Consider the following 14821-nt stretch of genomic DNA (forward strand, 5'->3'; position numbering starts at 1 on the left):
TTTGTTGCCTCCTTTTCCCCTCCCTGACTCCCCATGCCCCTCCTGAAGGACACCACCCTCGGCATTGACTTTGGCACCTCCAACTCGGCCATGGCGGTGCGCCAGGGCCGCTCGCCCGCCCGCATGATCGCGCTGGAAGGGGAGGGCGTCACCCTGCCCACGGCGCTGTTCTTCAACGCCGAGGACCACCGCACCCACTTCGGCCGCGATGCCGTGGGCCAGTACCTGGCGGGCACCGAGGGGCGGCTGATGCGCTCGCTCAAGAGCCTGCTGGGCAGTGCGCTGCTGCAGGACAAGACGGCTGTGCACAACCAGCTCATGAGCTACCAGGACATCATCGGCCTGTTCCTGCGCATGCTGGCCAAAAAGGCCACCGAGGACCTGGGCGCCATGCCCGGGCAGGCGATCATGGGCCGGCCCGTACACTTCGTGGACGATGACCCGGCGCGCGACCAGCAGGCCGAGGACTCGCTGCGCAAGGCAGCGCTGGAAGCGGGGTTCCAGAACGTGTCCTTCCAGTTCGAGCCCATGGCCGCCGCGCTCGACTACGAACAGCGCATCACCCATGAGTCGCTGGTGCTGGTGGTGGACATCGGCGGGGGTACGTCGGACTTTACCGTGGTGCGCCTGGGGCCCGAGCGCCTGGCGCTGGGCACCGACCGCGCGGCAGACGTGCTGGCCACCACGGGCGTGCATGTGGGGGGCACCGACTTCGACCGGCGCCTCAGCCTGGAGCTGCTGATGCCCATGCTGGGCTTTCGGCACCTCGGGCCGAGCGGGCGCGAGGTTCCCAATCGCGTGTTCTTCGACCTGTCGACCTGGCACCTGATCCAGTGGCTGTACGCACCCAAGGCGCTGCGTGATGCCCAGAACCTGCGCACCGACTATGCCGACCAGCGCCTGCATGCGCGGCTGATGACGGTGCTCAACGAGCGCCTGGGCCACCGCATGGCCAATACTGTGGAGCAGGCCAAGATCGCGGCCTCGCTGTCGGATGCCTCGGCAGCCATGGTGCTGGACTGGATCGAGCCGGCGCTGGCCTCGGCGGTCACGCCCGAGGGGCTGGCCCGGCACCTGGCCGCGCCGCTCGAACAGGTCGTGGCCTGCGCGCAGGAGTGCGTGCTACTGGCCGGCCTGGCGCCGCGCGGGCCGGATGCGATCTACCTCACCGGGGGCTCGTCCGCGCTGCGCCCGTTGCGCGAGGCCCTGCGCCGGGCGTTTCCCGATACCCCGCAGGTCGAAGGAGATCTTTTCGGCGGGGTGGCCGCGGGGCTGGCGGTGTCGGGGCACTGAGCTTTCAGCCCTGGGCGCCTTCCTTCTCGCCCTTTTTCCAGTCCAGGGCCGTGTCGTAGAGCACGTTGCGCGATGCGCCGGTGATCTCGGCCGCCAGGCGCACGGCCGTCTTGAGCGGCAGCTCGGCCAGCAGCAGGCGAAGCACGCGCAGGCTCTCGCCGTCATCGGCGGCCACCGGCACCGGGTGCAACAGCACCACGAATTCTCCGCGCGAGCGCTGGGGCGCGCCCTCCAGCCAGGCGCTGAGCGCCTGCGCAGGCAGGGTGGTCACCTCCTCGAACTGCTTGGTCAGCTCGCGCGCCAGGGTCACCGGGCGCTCGCCCAGCACCGCCAGGGCCTGCGCGAGTTCACCGATGCGGTGGGGGGCTTCCAGCAGCACCACGCAGCGCGGCTCGCCGGCCAGTTGGCCAATGGTGCTGGCGCGCTCGGCATTCTTCACCGGCAGGAAGCCTGCAAACACGAAGCCGCCATGTTCGGCGCTGTGTGCCACGGCGCCGGCCACGCTCAGGGCGGTGGTGATGCTGCTGGCGCCCGGCAGCGGCAGGGAGCGCAGGCCGGCTGCCTGCACGGCAGCCACGAGGCGGGCACCGGGGTCGCTCACGCCGGGCGTTCCGGCATCGCTCACATAGGCCACGCGCTGCCCTTGTTGCAGGCGCTGCACCACGTTCTGCGCGGCCTCGGCCTCGTTGTGCTGGTGCACGGCGAGCAACTGGGATGCGTTCTTGTCGATGCCATAGGCGCGCAGCAGGGACTGGGTGTGGCGCGTGTCCTCGCAGGCCACGGTGTCGGCCAGCTGCAGCACGTGCAAGGCGCGCAAGGTGATGTCGGCCAGGTTGCCGATGGGTGTGGCCACCACGTACAGGGCCCCCTGCGGATAATGCTGCGCAGCCGCCGCATCGCGTGCGGCATCGAGGGCGGAAGCGAAAGAGGCGCTCAATGAAATTCCTTGGATTTGGACGAAAGCAGGCGGTTGCGGAGCCGGAGCCCGCTGCCGCCGGCGGTGGCACCACGCGGGCGCAAGGCAATGCGGCGGAAGACCGCGCCCTGGCGCATCTGCAGTCTGCAGGCCTGCAATTGCTCACGCGCAATTATCGGACGCCGGGGCGCGGCGGGGGCGAGATCGACCTCGTGATGTGCGAGCGCGACGGCACCACCGTCTTCGTGGAGGTGCGCAGCCGTGCCAGCCAGGCCTTCGGCGGCGCGGGCGGCAGCATTGGCACGGCCAAGCAGCGGCGCATCGTTCTGGCGGCGCGCCACTACCTGATGCGGCTGGCATCGCCCCCACCCTGCCGATTCGACGTGGTGCTGGTGGAGGAGCAGCAGGTGCAATGGCTCAAAGCGGCTTTCGATGCCAGCTAAGTCCCCAAGCTTCCACCACCACCTCCAGGCGTGCAATGCCCTGCACAGCCTAAACCCTTTGCTACAAAATTTGCGGCAAAAGCTGTAACACGCGGCGGGTATCATCGGGCCTCCATGCTTGAGCAACGCATCCAACAGCACTTCATCGACAGCGCCGACCTGAAATACCAGGCGGCCCAGACCCTGAGCACCCCCATCGCTGCGGCAGTGCATGCCATGCTGGCCTGCGTGACCAGCGGCGGCAAGGTGCTGGCCTGCGGCAATGGCCCCTCGGCCGCCGAGGCGCAGCAGTTTGCCGCCTTCTTTGTGGCCGGCTTCGAGCGCGAGCGTCCCGAGCTGGCCGCCCTGGCCCTCACGGCCGACAGCACCCTGCTGACGGCCGGGCCGGCCGGCGCCCAGGACCAGGGTTCCCAGCAGTTTGCCCGCCAGGTGCGGGCACTGGGCCAGGCGGGTGACCTGCTGCTGGCCCTGTCGGTCAGCGGCAACGACGCCAACCTGTTGGCAGCGACCGAGGCCGCGCACGAGCGCGATATGACCGTGGTGGTGCTCTCCGGCCGCAACGGGGGGCAACTGGCGGCCGCGCTGCGCGAAACCGACGTGCTGATCAGCGTGCCGCATGACCGCGCCGCCCGCGTGCGCGAAGTCCACGCCCTGGTGCTGCACTGTCTGTGCGACGGCGTGGACGCCCAGTTACTTGGTGAACAGGAGATACCGCTATGAAGCAAACCGTGAACCGTACCCTCTGCACGGCCCTGGCCGCTGCCGCCCTGGCAGCCGGCCTGTCGGCCTGTGCCCCGCTGATCGTGGGGGGCGCCGTGGTGGGCAGCATGATGGCCGTGGACCGCCGTACGACGGGCACCCAGGTCGAGGACGAGGGCATTGAGCTGCGTGCTGCCAACCGCATCCGCGAGGCACTGGGCGACCGTGCCCATGTGAACGTGACCAGCTACAACCGCCAGGCCCTGTTGACCGGCGAAGTGGCCAGTGCCCAGGACCGCGAGACGGTCGAGCGCATCGTGACCGGTGTGGAGAACGTGCGCTCGGTGGTCAATGACCTGGCCGTGCTGCCCAACACCTCGCTGGGCCAGCGCTCCAACGACACCGTGATCACCGGCAAGGTGCGCGCCAGCTTTGTGGACGCTGCCGACATCTCGGCCAACGCCTTCAAAGTGGTGACCGAGCGCAACATCGTCTACCTGATGGGCCGCGTCACCCAGCGCGAAGCCGGCCGCGCCACCGAAATCTCCCGTGGCGTGAGCGGCGTGAGCAAGGTCGTGCGCGTGTTCGAGATCGTCACCGAGGAAGAACTGCGCCGCAACACGCCGGCACCGGTCACTACCGACACCGCGCCTGCGCGCTCGCTCTGATCCTGGACGACCGGGGTTGCCCGGTTGGCCTCCTCCCGCCTATGAAACTGGCGCGGCCAAGGCCAGTGCCCCGTGCAAGGGCCGCCCCGCCGCGCTGGGGGTGTCCCCCTCCCAGATTGCGGAGCAATATGAGAGAGGGGGAAGGCGCGAAGCGACTCAGGGGGTGCTTTATTTCAGCCGTTTGATAAGGCTGGACGTATCCCAGCGGTTGCCGCCCATGCCCTGCACGTCGGCATAGAACTGGTCCACCAGTGCGGTCACAGGCACGCGCGAGCCGTTGCGGCGGGCCTCGTCGAGCACCAGGCCCAGATCCTTGCGCATCCAGTCCACGGCAAAGCCGAAGTCGAACTGGCCGTCCACCATGGTCTTGCCGCGGTTGTCCATCTGCCAGCTCTGGGCTGCGCCCTTGCCGATCACCTCCAGCACCTGCTTCATGTCCAGGCCGGCATTCTGGCCAAAGGCCACCGCCTCGGACAGGCCCTGCACCAGCCCGGCGATGCAGATCTGATTGACCATCTTCGCCAGTTGGCCCGAGCCGCTGGCACCCAGCAGCGTGAAGGCGCGAGCAAAGGCCAGGGCCACGGGGCGGGCGGCATCGAAGGCCGTGGCATCGCCACCGCACATCACCGTGAGCTGGCCGTTCTGTGCGCCGGCTTGGCCGCCCGACACCGGCGCATCGACGAACTGCAGGCCTGCGGCCCGGGCCGCGGCGTACAGCTCGCGCGCCACCTCGGCCGATGCTGTGGTGTGGTCCACGAAGACGGCGCCGGCCTGCATCCCGGCGAAGGCGCCGTCGGCACCGAGGGTGACGGAGCGCAGGTCGTCGTCATTGCCCACGCAGCAGAACACGAGGTCGGCGCCTGCTGCGGCTTCGCGCGGGGTGGCGGCATGGCGCGGTGCCTTGCTGGTGGCGAACTCCTCGCACCAGGCGGCCGACTTGGCCGCGGTGCGGTTGTACACGGTGACCTCGTGCCCGGCCAGGGCCAGGTGGCCGGCCATGGGGTAGCCCATGACACCCAGGCCCAGGAAGGCGACCTTGAGCGAAGGGGTGGCGTCGTAGCTGCGGGGATGGGTGCTTGGCATGTCGAAGGTCTTCCAAAAGAAAAAAAGCCCGCCCAGAAGGGCGGGCGAGAGTGTGTGCGGTGGGTTCCGTGGCGGTCCGGGTGTCAGACGATCGCGAAATGCTCGGTGCCCTGGGCCAGATCGGGCGACTTGGCGCGCTGGCTGTTGAGCTTGATCTGCAGGCGCAGGTCGTTGAGCGAGTCGGCGTTGCGCAATGCGTCCTCGTAGCTGATCAGGTTGGCTTCGTAGGCATCGAACAGCGCCTGGTCGAAGGTCTGCATGCCCAGGTTGCGGCTCTTTTTCATGATCTCCTTGATCTCGTGGACATCGCCCTTGAAGATCAGGTCCGAGATCAGCGGGGTGTTGAGCATGATCTCCACGGCCGCGGCACGGCCCTTGCCGTCCTGCTTGGGGATCAGCCGCTGCGAGACCATGGCGCGCAGGTTCAGCGACAGGTCCATCAGCAGTTGCGCGCGGCGCTCTTCGGGGAAGAAGTTGATGATGCGGTCCAGCGCCTGGTTGGCGCTGTTGGCGTGCAGCGTGGCCAGGCAAAGGTGGCCGGTTTCGGCAAACGCCACGGCATGTTCCATGGTCTCGCGGTCGCGGATTTCGCCCATCAGTATCACGTCGGGAGCCTGGCGCAGGGTGTTCTTGAGCGCGGCTTCCCAGCTGTCGGTGTCCAGGCCCACTTCGCGCTGCGTCACCACGCAGTTCTTGTGCGGGTGCACGAACTCCACCGGGTCCTCCACCGTGATGATGTGGCCGAACGAGTTCTCGTTGCGCCAGTCCACCATGGCGGCCAGTGTGGTCGACTTGCCCGAGCCGGTGGCACCCACCAGGATGCACAGGCCGCGCTTGGCCATCGTGACTTCCTTGAGCACCTGGGGCACGCCCAGGCCGTCGATGGTGGGCAGCGTGAGCGGAATGGTCCGCATCACCATGCCGACCCGGCCCTGCTGGATGAAGGCGTTCACCCGGAAGCGCCCCACGCCGGCGGGCGAAATCGCGAAATTGCACTCCTTGGTGCGCTCGAAGTCGGCCACCTGCTTGTCGCTCATGACGGCGCGCGCCAGCGTGAGCGTGTGGGTGGGCGTGAGCGGCTGGGGCGACACCTTGGTCACCTTGCCGTCAACCTTGATGGCCGGTGGAAACTCTGCCGTGATGAACAAGTCGCTGCCATTGCGGCTGACCATCAGCTTGAGCAGGTCGTTGATGAATTTACTGGCCTGATCGCGTTCCATCAGAGTTTCTCCCTTGGGGTCCTGGTCTGCCGGACGGTCATTGTCATTTCTGGTTGCCGTCGCTCAGGCGGGCACTCACCACGCGCAGGCGCAACGACAGTTTGCGGGCCAGCAGGGCAATCAGGCTGGCTGCGAGCTGGGGGTCCTTGGACATCATGTCGTCCATGGCCTCGGCGCTCAACACGGCGATCTCGCAGTCGGTGAGCGTGGTGCAGGCAGAAAAGCGGATACCGCTGTCCAGCAGCGACATTTCTCCCAGGATGTCGCCGGGCCGCGTTTCGGCCAGACGCAGGTGCTCGCCCCAGGGCTGCACGCGGTCCACGGCGATGGTGCCGGTGAGCAGCACCACCATGAAGTTGCCGTACTCGTCCTGGCGGATCACGTCACGGTTGGAGGGGATGGCAGCAAACTCGAAAAAGCGCTCCATGCGCTCCACGGCGTCCTTGTCCAGGTGGGCCATGTACTTGTCCTTGGCCCACAGCCCCTGCAGCAGCTTGCCGCCGCGGCTGGTGGGCAGGCGCTTGGCGCCCACCTCCACGGCGCGGGCCTCCCAAGGCACCAGCATGGAGTCGTCCACGCCCTGACCGGCAAAGGCCGTCGAGAAGAGCACCGAATCGGTGTTGTCCTCCGCCGGCTTGTTGCCGATCGACTTCATGCGCAGAAGGCCGAGAATGCCTTTCATAATTTGCTCCGTAGTGCGGCGCCTTGCGCCGCCGTATCTTCTGTCAATGTAGGGTGGGCCTGAGCGGCCGTCTCTCCCATGGCGCTTCGCCCGATCCGCAGCACTCGAAACTGGCGTGACCCAGGCCAGTGCCCCCGCGCAAGGGCCGCCCCGCCGCGCTGGGGGCGGCCCCCTCCCGACTCGCGCAGCGAGGCGAGAGAGGGGGAAGGCGCGAAGCGACTCAGGGGGTGTTTCATGTCACCCGGGGAAGTTTTCCGGAATCTTGGCCTTGCCGCGGGCTTCGGCCGGGCTGATGATGTTGCGGCGCACCATGTCCGTGAGGTTCTGGTCCAGCGTCTGCATGCCCACGCTGTTGCTGGTCTGGATGGTGGAGTACATCTGCGCCACCTTGGCCTCGCGGATCAGGTTGCGGATGGCGCTGGTGCCCAGCATGATCTCGTGCGCGGCCACCCGGCCCGAGCCGTCCTTGGTCTTGCACAGGGTCTGCGAGATCACGGCCTGCAGCGATTCGGAGAGCATCGCGCGGACCATTTCCTTTTCTTCAGCGGGGAACACGTCGATGATCCGGTCGATGGTCTTGGCGGCGCTGGAGGTGTGCAGCGTGCCGAAGACCAGGTGGCCCGTTTCCGCGGCCGTCATGGCCAAGCGGATGGTTTCCAGGTCGCGCATTTCGCCCACCAGGATGGCGTCCGGGTCTTCGCGCAGTGCGGATTTCAGGGCGGCGGCGAAGGACAGCGTCATCGGGCCGACTTCGCGCTGGTTGATCAGGCACTTCTTGGATTCATGCACGAACTCGATCGGGTCCTCCACCGTGAGGATGTGGCCGTACTCGGTTTCGTTGAGGTAGTTGACCATGGCCGCCAGCGTGGTGGACTTGCCCGAGCCCGTGGGGCCGGTCACCAGCACCAGGCCGCGCGGCTTCAGGGCCAGGTCGCCGAAGATCTTGGGGGCGTTGAGCTGCTCCAGCGTCAGGATCTTGCTCGGAATGGTCCGGAACACGGCGGCCGCACCCCGGTTCTGGTTGAAGGCGTTGACGCGGAAACGCGCCAGGCCTTCGATTTCGAACGAGAAGTCGACTTCCAGGAATTCCTCATACGTCTTTCGCTGGGAGTCGCTCATGATGTCGTACACCATGCCGTGGACCGTCTTGTGGTCCAGCGCATCCACGTTGATGCGGCGCACATCCCCGTGGACCCGGATCATGGGTGGCAGGCCTGCCGAGAGGTGCAGGTCGGAAGCCTTGTTCTTGACGCTGAACGCCAGCAGTTGGGTAATGTCCACGGGATCCCCTCAATCGTTTGGTACGCTTGCCAATCATTATGACCACGATTGATAACAACCTCCAACAGGTTATGGGCAGGATTGCACAGGCCTGTGCCGCCGCCGGGCGCGATCCGGCCACGGTGTCGCTGCTGGCGGTTTCCAAGACCTTCGGGGCCGATGCGGTGGCCGAGGCCGTGGCCGCGGGCCAGCGGGCCTTTGGCGAGAACTACATCCAGGAGGGGGTGGAGAAGGTGGCGGCCCTGCGCCAGCTATCGCCCGCCAGCCTGCAATGGCACTGCATCGGGCCCATGCAGAGCAACAAGACGCGCCTGGTGGCCGAACACTTCGACTGGGCGCACACGGTCGACCGGCTGAAGATCGCCGAGCGCCTGTCGGCCCAGCGCCCGGAACACCTGGCACCGCTGCAGGTGTGCATCCAGGTCAACGTGGACGGCGGCGCGACCAAGGCCGGCGTGCCCCCGCAGGAGGCCCTGTCCCTGGCGCAAGCTGTGGCGAAACTGCCACGGCTGACGGTGCGTGGCCTCATGAGCATCCCCGATCACGCGCCAGATTTCGAAGCGCAAAAGGAGTTGCACCTGCGCGCCCAGCGCCTGTTCCATCAGATCCAGGCCAGTGGGGTGCCGGGCCTGGACGCTTTCGACACCCTGTCGATGGGCATGACGGCCGACCTCGAAGCCGCCATCCATGCCGGCAGCACCCTGGTCCGGGTCGGTACCGGCATCTTCGGCGGGCGGGTCTACCCCGCCGCCTGATGCAGCGACTCAGCCCCCGGTGAAGATGGCCACGCAATCGAGCGCGGCCTTGATGTCGGCATCGCCGACGTCCAGGTGGGTCACCCAGCGCAGCCGGGTCTGGCCGGCGTAGAGGCCGCTGGTCACGCGCACGCCGTGCTGGGCCAGCCAGGCGGTGAAGGCGGGCGCCACGTCCGTGTGCAGATCCGTGAACAGAATGTTGGTCTGCCAGGGGTGCACGGTGATCTTGCCGCGCAGCACCGGGTGGCTGCGGTTGGCCTCGGCCAGGCCCTCGGCCAATTGGGCCAACCGGGCGTGGTCGTCGGCCATGCGGCGCACGTGGTGCTCCAGTGCATAGCGGCCGGCCGCGGCCAGCACACCCGCCTGGCGCATGCCGCCGCCCAGGATCTTGCGCGTGCGCCGTGCCTGGCGGATGAAGTCGTGGCTGCCCAGCACCAGCGAGCCGATGGGCGCCCCCAGGCCCTTGCTCAGGCACAGCGAGGCCGAGTCGAAGTGGCTGCACAGGGCGCGGGCCTCGTCGTACACGTCGGTGCCCGCTCGGGCGGCATTGGCCGTGGCGGCGTTGAACATGCGTGCGCCGTCCAGGTGCATGGCCAGGCCACGCTGGCGCGCCAGGGCCGAGACCTCGGCGACGTAGGCCGGCGGCAGCACCTGGCCGCCCGTGGTGTTCTCCAGCACCACCAGGCGGGTGCGCGCGAAGTGCGGGTCATCGGGCTTGATGGCGGCCGCGATGTCGGCCAGGCGCAGCGTGCCGTCGGGCTGGGTCTCCACGGGCTGGGGCTGGATGGAGCCCAGCACCGCCATGCCACCGGCCTCCCAGCGGTAGGTGTGCCAGCTCTGGCCGACGATGGCCTCGTCACCGCGCTGGCAGTGGCCCCACAGGGCGATCAGGTTGGTCTGCGTGCCCGAGGGGGCGAACAGTGCGGCCTCGAAGCCCAGCAACTGCGCCGCGTAGTCCTGCAGCGCGTTCACGGAAGGATCGTCGCCAAACACGTCGTCGCCCAGCGGGGCATCGAACATGGCCGAGCGCATGGCGGGCGTGGGCTGGGTGACAGTGTCGCTGCGAAAGTCGGGCATGGGGCGTCTCGGAGGCTGTGGAAATGCAAGGCATGGTAGCGGGCTGCGATGGCGGGCGGAGTCTGGGGGTTAATGCGCCTGCGCCGTTGTCCCCTGCGTACCACCTGCAGCCAGCGGCGCGCGCCAGAATGCCGGGCCACTTGCCCGACCGGAAAGCATCCATGTCTTCAATTCACTCCCCGCTGTTCCACAAAGTCCTGGTCGCCAACCGCGGCGAGATCGCCCTGCGCGTCGTGCGCGCCTTGCAGGACCTGTCCATCGCCAGCGTGGCCCTGTATGCCGACGATGATTCGCAGGCGCCCCATGTGCGCGCCGCCGGCACGGCGGTGGCCCTTGGGGTTGCGGGGCCGGCGGCTTACCTCGGTGGCGAGAACCTCATTGCCATCGCGCTCGCCCAGGGCTGCGATGCCGTTCACCCAGGCTATGGCTTCCTGAGCGAGCGCTCCGACTTCGCGCGCGCCTGCGGGCAGGCCGGTCTGCGCTTCATTGGCCCCACGTTCGAGCAACTGGCCCTGTTCGGCGACAAGGCCCGGGCGCGCGCTCTGGCACTGCGCTGCGGCGTGCCGCTGATGCCGGGCACGCAGGCCGCTGTCACGCTGGAGGAGGCCATGCAGTTCTGGCAGGCACAAGGCGGCGCGGGCATCGTGGTCAAGGCCGTCGGCGGTGGCGGCGGGCGCGGCATGCGCGCCGTGCAGTCCGCCGATGAATTGCCGGCTGCGTATGCGCGCTGCCGCAGCGAGGCGCTGGCTGCCTTCGGCGTCGATGGCGTCTACGTCGAGCGGCTGATGGCCGGGGCGCGCCATATCGAGGTGCAGGTGCTGGGCGACGGGCGCGAGGTGATGTCCCTGGGCGAGCGCGAATGCACGCTGCAGCGGCGCTTCCAGAAGGTGGTGGAGGTGGCGCCCAGCCCCTCGCTGCCTGCACCGCTGCGCGAACGCATCGTGGCGGCAGCGCTTGCCATGGCGCGCGCGGTGGCGTACGAGGGCCTGGGCACCTTCGAGTTCCTGGTGGACCTGGCGTCCGAGACGCTGCCCTTCGTCTTCATCGAGGCCAACCCGCGCCTGCAGGTGGAGCACACCATCACCGAGGAGGTCACGGGCGTGGATCTGGTGCAGACCCAGATCGCGCTGGCCGCGGGCCGGAGCCTGCGCGATCTGGGGCTCGACCCCGATGCACCCCCTGTGGTGCAGGGCTTTGCCCTGCAGTGGCGCATCAACGCCGAGACGCTGGATGCACAGGGTGGTTCGGTGCCCGGCAGCGGCCCGCTCACGCGCTTCGACCTGCCGGCCGGACCGGGCATCCGCGTGGACACGCACGGGGTGGCGGGTGTGGCCCCCTCGCCGCACTACGACACGCTGCTGGCCAAGCTCATCGTGTACACGCGCAGCCCCCGCTTCGGCGACGTGCTGCGGCGCTCCCGGCGCGCCCTGGCCGAGTGCCGCATCGGCGGCGTTGCTACCAATCTGGCGCTGCTGCGCGCGCTGGCCGCACGGCCCGAGATGGAGAGCCAGCAGTTGCATACGCGCTGGCTGGAAACGGTCTTGCCCGAGCTGCTGGTGGTGGCGGGTCACCTGGCGGATGAACCGCTGGCAGTGGCCGCCGATCACGAGGCTGCGCAGCCCGGATCTGCACCCGACGGAGCGGTGCTGGCACCCATGCCCGCACGGCTGGTGCAACTGTCGGTGGCAGAGGGCGATGTGGTGGCCGCAGGCGCCGAATTGGCCGTGCTCGAAGCCATGAAGATGGAGCATGTGCTGCTGGCTCCGCACGCGGGCCGGGTGGGCGCGTTGCTCGCGGCGCCGGGCGGCTACCTGGTGCAAGGCCAGCCATTGCTGGTGCTGGAAACCGTGGAGGGCGCACAGGCCGTGGTGGAAGAGGGCGCTGCGGCGCAAGGCGCCGACCACATCCGTCCCGACCTGCAGCGCCTGCTGGACCGCCATGCCTTCACGCTCGACGCCGCGCGCCCCGAGGCCATGGCCAAGCGCCGCGAGCAGGGCGGGCGCAGCGCGCGCGAGAACATCGCTGACCTGTGCGACGAGGGCAGCTTCATCGAGTACGGCGCGCTGGCCATTGCCGCGCAGACGCGCCGGCGCAGCCTGGAGGACCTGGTCGCCAACACCCCGGCCGATGGCATGGTCACGGGCATCGGCGGCATCAATGGTGCCGACTTCGGGCCCGAGAAGTCGCGCGCGGTGGTCATGTCCTACGACGCCACGGTGCTGGCCGGCACGCAGGGCGCGCGCAACCACGCCAAGACGGACCGCATGCTCGGCATTGCCCTGGCGCAGAAGCTGCCCGTGGTGCTGTTCGCCGAAGGCGGCGGGGGCAGGCCTGGCGATACCGACATGCCGGTGGTGGCCGGGCTGCATGTGCACACCTTCGCCAGCTACGCCGCGCTGTCGGGCCAGGTGCCCGTGGTGGGCATCGCCGCGGGGCGCTGCTTTGCCGGCAATGCGGCGCTGCTGGGCTGCAGCGACGTGGTCATCGCCACGCGCAGCAGCAACATCGGCATGGGTGGGCCCGCCATGATCGAGGGCGGGGGGCTCGGTGTGTTCAAGCCCGAGCAGATCGGCCCGAGCCGCGTGCAGCATGCCAATGGCGTGATCGACGTGCTGGTGGAGGACGAAGCCGGCGCGGTGCGTGCGGCGCGGCACTATCTTTCGTTCTTCCAGGGGCGCGTGGCGCAGTGGACTGTGCCCGACCAGCGCCTGCTGCGCGCCGTGGTGCCCGAGAACCGGCTGCGCGTTTACGACACGCGTGCCGCCCTGGACGGCCTGGTGGACGAAGGCAGCCTGCTCCTGCTGCGCACGGGCTTCGGCGCGGGCATACACACGGCGCTGGCGCGCATCGAGGGGCGCCCTGTGGGCCTGCTGGCCAGCAACCCGATGCACCTGGGCGGCGCCATCGACGCCGATGCGGCCGACAAAGGCGCGCGCTTCATGCAGCTGTGCAACGCGCATGGCCTGCCGCTGGTGAGCCTGGTGGACACGCCGGGCTTCATGGTCGGCCCCGAGGTGGAGGCCACGGCGCAGGTGCGCCATGTGAGTCGCCTGTTCGTGACGGCTGCCAGCCTGCGCGTGCCGTATTTCAGCGTCGTGCTGCGCAAGGGCTATGGCCTGGGCGCCATGGGCATGGCGGCCGGGGGCTTCCATGCGCCCGTGTTCACCGTGGCCTGGCCTACGGGCGAGTTCGGCGCCATGGGGCTCGAAGGCGCCGTGCGCCTGGGCTTTCGCAAGGAACTCGAAGCCGCTCCCGAGGGTGCGGAGCGCGACGCCCTGTTCCAGAAGCTCGTGGCACGCCAGTACGCCAATGGCGAGGCCCTGCACATGGCGGCGACGCTGGAGATCGACGCCGTGATCGACCCGGCAGAGACCCGCGCCTGGCTGGCGCGGGGGTTGGCATCGGCCCAAGTGGCGCCCATGGGGCACAGCTTTGTCGATACCTGGTGACCATATCGGTGTGGAAGGGCCATGCTAAGCTGGCCGGCTGATTGAGGCGCTCGCGGCCGAATGGTCGCGCGTTGCCCTGTGCCCCTTCCAATGGAGACTTTTCCCATGCCCGGACTGCTGCCCGATATCGATCCCGACGGCCTGCTCGAATTCTCGGTGGTGTACACCGACCGCGCGCTCAACCACATGTCCAAGCGCTTCACCGGCGTGATGCAGGACATCCTGGCCACGCTCAAGCAGGTCTACAACGCCCACACCGCCGTGCTGGTGCCCGGCAGCGGCACCTTCGGCATGGAGGCCGTGGCGCGCCAGTTCGCCAACAACGAAAAAGTGCTTATCATGCGCAATGGCTGGTTCAGCTACCGCTGGAGCCAGATCTTCGACGCCGCCGGCGGCCTGGGCGGCGGCGCTGTGGTGTGCAAGGCGCGCAAGCAGGGCGACGGCCCGCAGGACGCGTGGGCGCCATGCCCGGCCGACGAAGTGGCTGCCGCCATCCGCGCCGAGCGGCCCAAGGTGGTGTTCGCACCGCATGTGGAGACCGCCAGCGGCATCATCCTGCCCGACGATTACCTGCGCACGCTGACGGCGGCCGCGCACGAGGTGGGTGCGCTGTTCGTGCTCGACTGCGTGGCCTCGGGCGCGATGTGGGTGGACATGCAGGCCACCGGCGTGGACGTGCTGATCTCGGCCCCGCAAAAGGGCTGGAGCGGCTCGCCCTGCTGCGCCATGGTGATGCTCAGCGAGCGTGCGCGCCAGGCCATCGAGGGCACGACCAGCAGCAGCTTCTCGTGCGACCTCAAGAAGTGGATGCAGATCGCCGAGGGCTACGAAAAGGGCCAGCATGCCTACCACACGACCATGCCCACCGATGCACTGGTGCGCCTGCGCGAGGTGATGCTGGAGACGCGCGAATACGGCTTCGACAAGGTGCGCGACGAGCAGATCGCGCTCGGCGCCCAGGTGCGCGCGCTGCTCGAATCCAGGGGCTTCCCGAGCGTGGCGGCCGAAGGCTTCAAGGCCCCGGGCGTGGTCGTGAGCTACACCACCGACCCTGGCATCCAGAACGGCAAGAAGTTCATGGAGGTCGGCCTGCAGACCGCTGCCGGCGTGCCGCTGCAGTGCGACGAAGGCCCGGACTTCAAGACCTTCCGCATCGGCCTGTTCGGCCTGGAAAAATGGCACAACGTGGAGCGCACGCTGGGCCACCTGTCCACGGCGCTGGGCCGGATCGCGGCCGCCGCCTGAGCTTCCTCCT

13 protein-coding genes are annotated in these 14821 nt (G+C 68.6%); 7 read left to right on the top strand and 6 right to left on the bottom strand.

The annotated features are described in order from the left end of the window. The first annotated feature begins 33 nt into the window (after window positions 1-33). A complete protein-coding gene (locus AC0IZS_RS11070; RefSeq protein ID WP_471635661.1) occupies window positions 34-1293 on the top strand; it encodes an Hsp70 family protein in 1260 nt (419 codons plus the stop codon). Window positions 1294-1297: 4 nt separating this feature from the next. Here AC0IZS_RS11070 and rsmI read toward each other — a convergent pair whose 3' ends face one another. Continuing rightward, window positions 1298-2230: a 16S rRNA (cytidine(1402)-2'-O)-methyltransferase gene (rsmI, locus tag AC0IZS_RS11075; protein ID WP_471635662.1), complete on the bottom strand. Its 933-nt coding sequence runs from the start codon at window positions 2228-2230 to the stop codon at window positions 1298-1300. Between rsmI and AC0IZS_RS11080 the strand changes: the two genes are divergently transcribed. From AC0IZS_RS11080 to AC0IZS_RS11090, 3 genes are all read left to right on the top strand, one after another. Further along, the gene (locus AC0IZS_RS11080) at window positions 2230-2652 is read left to right on the top strand and encodes a YraN family protein (protein ID WP_471635663.1); all 423 of its coding nucleotides are present in this window, start codon (window positions 2230-2232) and stop codon (window positions 2650-2652) included. The genes rsmI and AC0IZS_RS11080 overlap by 1 nt on opposite strands. A gap of 114 nt (window positions 2653-2766) precedes the next feature. Then, window positions 2767-3372 (top strand): SIS domain-containing protein, encoded by a 606-nt coding sequence (locus AC0IZS_RS11085; RefSeq protein ID WP_471635664.1) that lies wholly within the window; start codon window positions 2767-2769, stop codon window positions 3370-3372. Continuing rightward, on the top strand, window positions 3369-4019 hold the full coding sequence (locus AC0IZS_RS11090; RefSeq protein ID WP_471635665.1) for a BON domain-containing protein: 651 nt from the start codon (window positions 3369-3371) through the stop codon (window positions 4017-4019). The genes AC0IZS_RS11085 and AC0IZS_RS11090 overlap by 4 nt, the downstream gene beginning before the upstream one ends. Window positions 4020-4187: 168 nt before the next feature. Here AC0IZS_RS11090 and AC0IZS_RS11095 read toward each other — a convergent pair whose 3' ends face one another. The 4 genes from AC0IZS_RS11095 to AC0IZS_RS11110 all read right to left on the bottom strand — a co-directional run bounded on the left by AC0IZS_RS11095 (window position 4188) and on the right by AC0IZS_RS11110 (window position 8285). Beyond that, the gene (locus AC0IZS_RS11095) at window positions 4188-5102 is read right to left on the bottom strand and encodes an NAD(P)-dependent oxidoreductase (protein ID WP_471635666.1); all 915 of its coding nucleotides are present in this window, start codon (window positions 5100-5102) and stop codon (window positions 4188-4190) included. Window positions 5103-5185: 83 nt separating this feature from the next. Next, window positions 5186-6322: a PilT/PilU family type 4a pilus ATPase gene (locus tag AC0IZS_RS11100; RefSeq protein ID WP_471635667.1), complete on the bottom strand. Its 1137-nt coding sequence runs from the start codon at window positions 6320-6322 to the stop codon at window positions 5186-5188. Window positions 6323-6365: 43 nt separating this feature from the next. Beyond that, on the bottom strand, window positions 6366-7004 hold the full coding sequence (locus tag AC0IZS_RS11105; protein ID WP_007855992.1) for a cyclic nucleotide-binding domain-containing protein: 639 nt from the start codon (window positions 7002-7004) through the stop codon (window positions 6366-6368). Window positions 7005-7241: 237 nt separating this feature from the next. Then, window positions 7242-8285 (bottom strand): type IV pilus twitching motility protein PilT, encoded by a 1044-nt coding sequence (locus AC0IZS_RS11110; protein ID WP_007855993.1) that lies wholly within the window; start codon window positions 8283-8285, stop codon window positions 7242-7244. Window positions 8286-8323: 38 nt separating this feature from the next. Between AC0IZS_RS11110 and AC0IZS_RS11115 the strand changes: the two genes are divergently transcribed. Continuing rightward, a complete protein-coding gene (locus tag AC0IZS_RS11115; protein WP_471635668.1) occupies window positions 8324-9040 on the top strand; it encodes a YggS family pyridoxal phosphate-dependent enzyme in 717 nt (238 codons plus the stop codon). Window positions 9041-9049: 9 nt separating this feature from the next. Here the strand turns inward: AC0IZS_RS11115 and ltaE are convergent, their stop codons facing one another. Continuing rightward, entirely contained in the window at window positions 9050-10117 is a 1068-nt protein-coding gene (gene ltaE / locus AC0IZS_RS11120) for a low-specificity L-threonine aldolase (protein WP_471635669.1), read from the bottom strand. A 182-nt stretch (window positions 10118-10299) separates the two neighbouring features. Here ltaE and AC0IZS_RS11125 point away from each other — a divergent pair, with 182 nt between their 5' ends. Continuing rightward, window positions 10300-13566 carry an acetyl-CoA carboxylase family protein gene (locus AC0IZS_RS11125; RefSeq protein WP_471639503.1) on the top strand — a complete coding sequence of 1089 codons (3267 nt, stop codon included), beginning with the start codon at window positions 10300-10302 and terminating at the stop codon, window positions 13564-13566. A gap of 105 nt (window positions 13567-13671) precedes the next feature. Next, window positions 13672-14811 carry an aminotransferase class V-fold PLP-dependent enzyme gene (locus AC0IZS_RS11130; protein WP_471635670.1) on the top strand — a complete coding sequence of 380 codons (1140 nt, stop codon included), beginning with the start codon at window positions 13672-13674 and terminating at the stop codon, window positions 14809-14811. Window positions 14812-14821: the final 10 nt, after the last annotated feature.

It is taken from the genome of Acidovorax sp. AC410 (assembly GCF_979253235.1).

Excerpts from the sequence above, each read along its gene's own strand:
- AC0IZS_RS11095 (WP_471635666.1), bottom strand. The coding sequence starts at position 5,102 with ATGCCAAGCACCCATCCCCGCAGCTACGACGCCACCCCTTCGCTCAAG.
- AC0IZS_RS11090 (WP_471635665.1), top strand. The coding sequence starts at position 3,369 with ATGAAGCAAACCGTGAACCGTACCCTCTGCACGGCCCTGGCCGCTGCC.
- AC0IZS_RS11130 (WP_471635670.1), top strand. The coding sequence starts at position 13,672 with ATGCCCGGACTGCTGCCCGATATCGATCCCGACGGCCTGCTCGAATTC.
- AC0IZS_RS11105 (WP_007855992.1), bottom strand. The coding sequence starts at position 7,004 with ATGAAAGGCATTCTCGGCCTTCTGCGCATGAAGTCGATCGGCAACAAG.
- AC0IZS_RS11100 (WP_471635667.1), bottom strand. The coding sequence starts at position 6,322 with ATGGAACGCGATCAGGCCAGTAAATTCATCAACGACCTGCTCAAGCTG.
- ltaE (WP_471635669.1), bottom strand. The coding sequence starts at position 10,117 with ATGCCCGACTTTCGCAGCGACACTGTCACCCAGCCCACGCCCGCCATG.
- AC0IZS_RS11080 (WP_471635663.1), top strand. The coding sequence starts at position 2,230 with ATGAAATTCCTTGGATTTGGACGAAAGCAGGCGGTTGCGGAGCCGGAG.
- AC0IZS_RS11115 (WP_471635668.1), top strand. The coding sequence starts at position 8,324 with ATGACCACGATTGATAACAACCTCCAACAGGTTATGGGCAGGATTGCA.
- AC0IZS_RS11070 (WP_471635661.1), top strand. The coding sequence starts at position 34 with ATGCCCCTCCTGAAGGACACCACCCTCGGCATTGACTTTGGCACCTCC.
- AC0IZS_RS11085 (WP_471635664.1), top strand. The coding sequence starts at position 2,767 with ATGCTTGAGCAACGCATCCAACAGCACTTCATCGACAGCGCCGACCTG.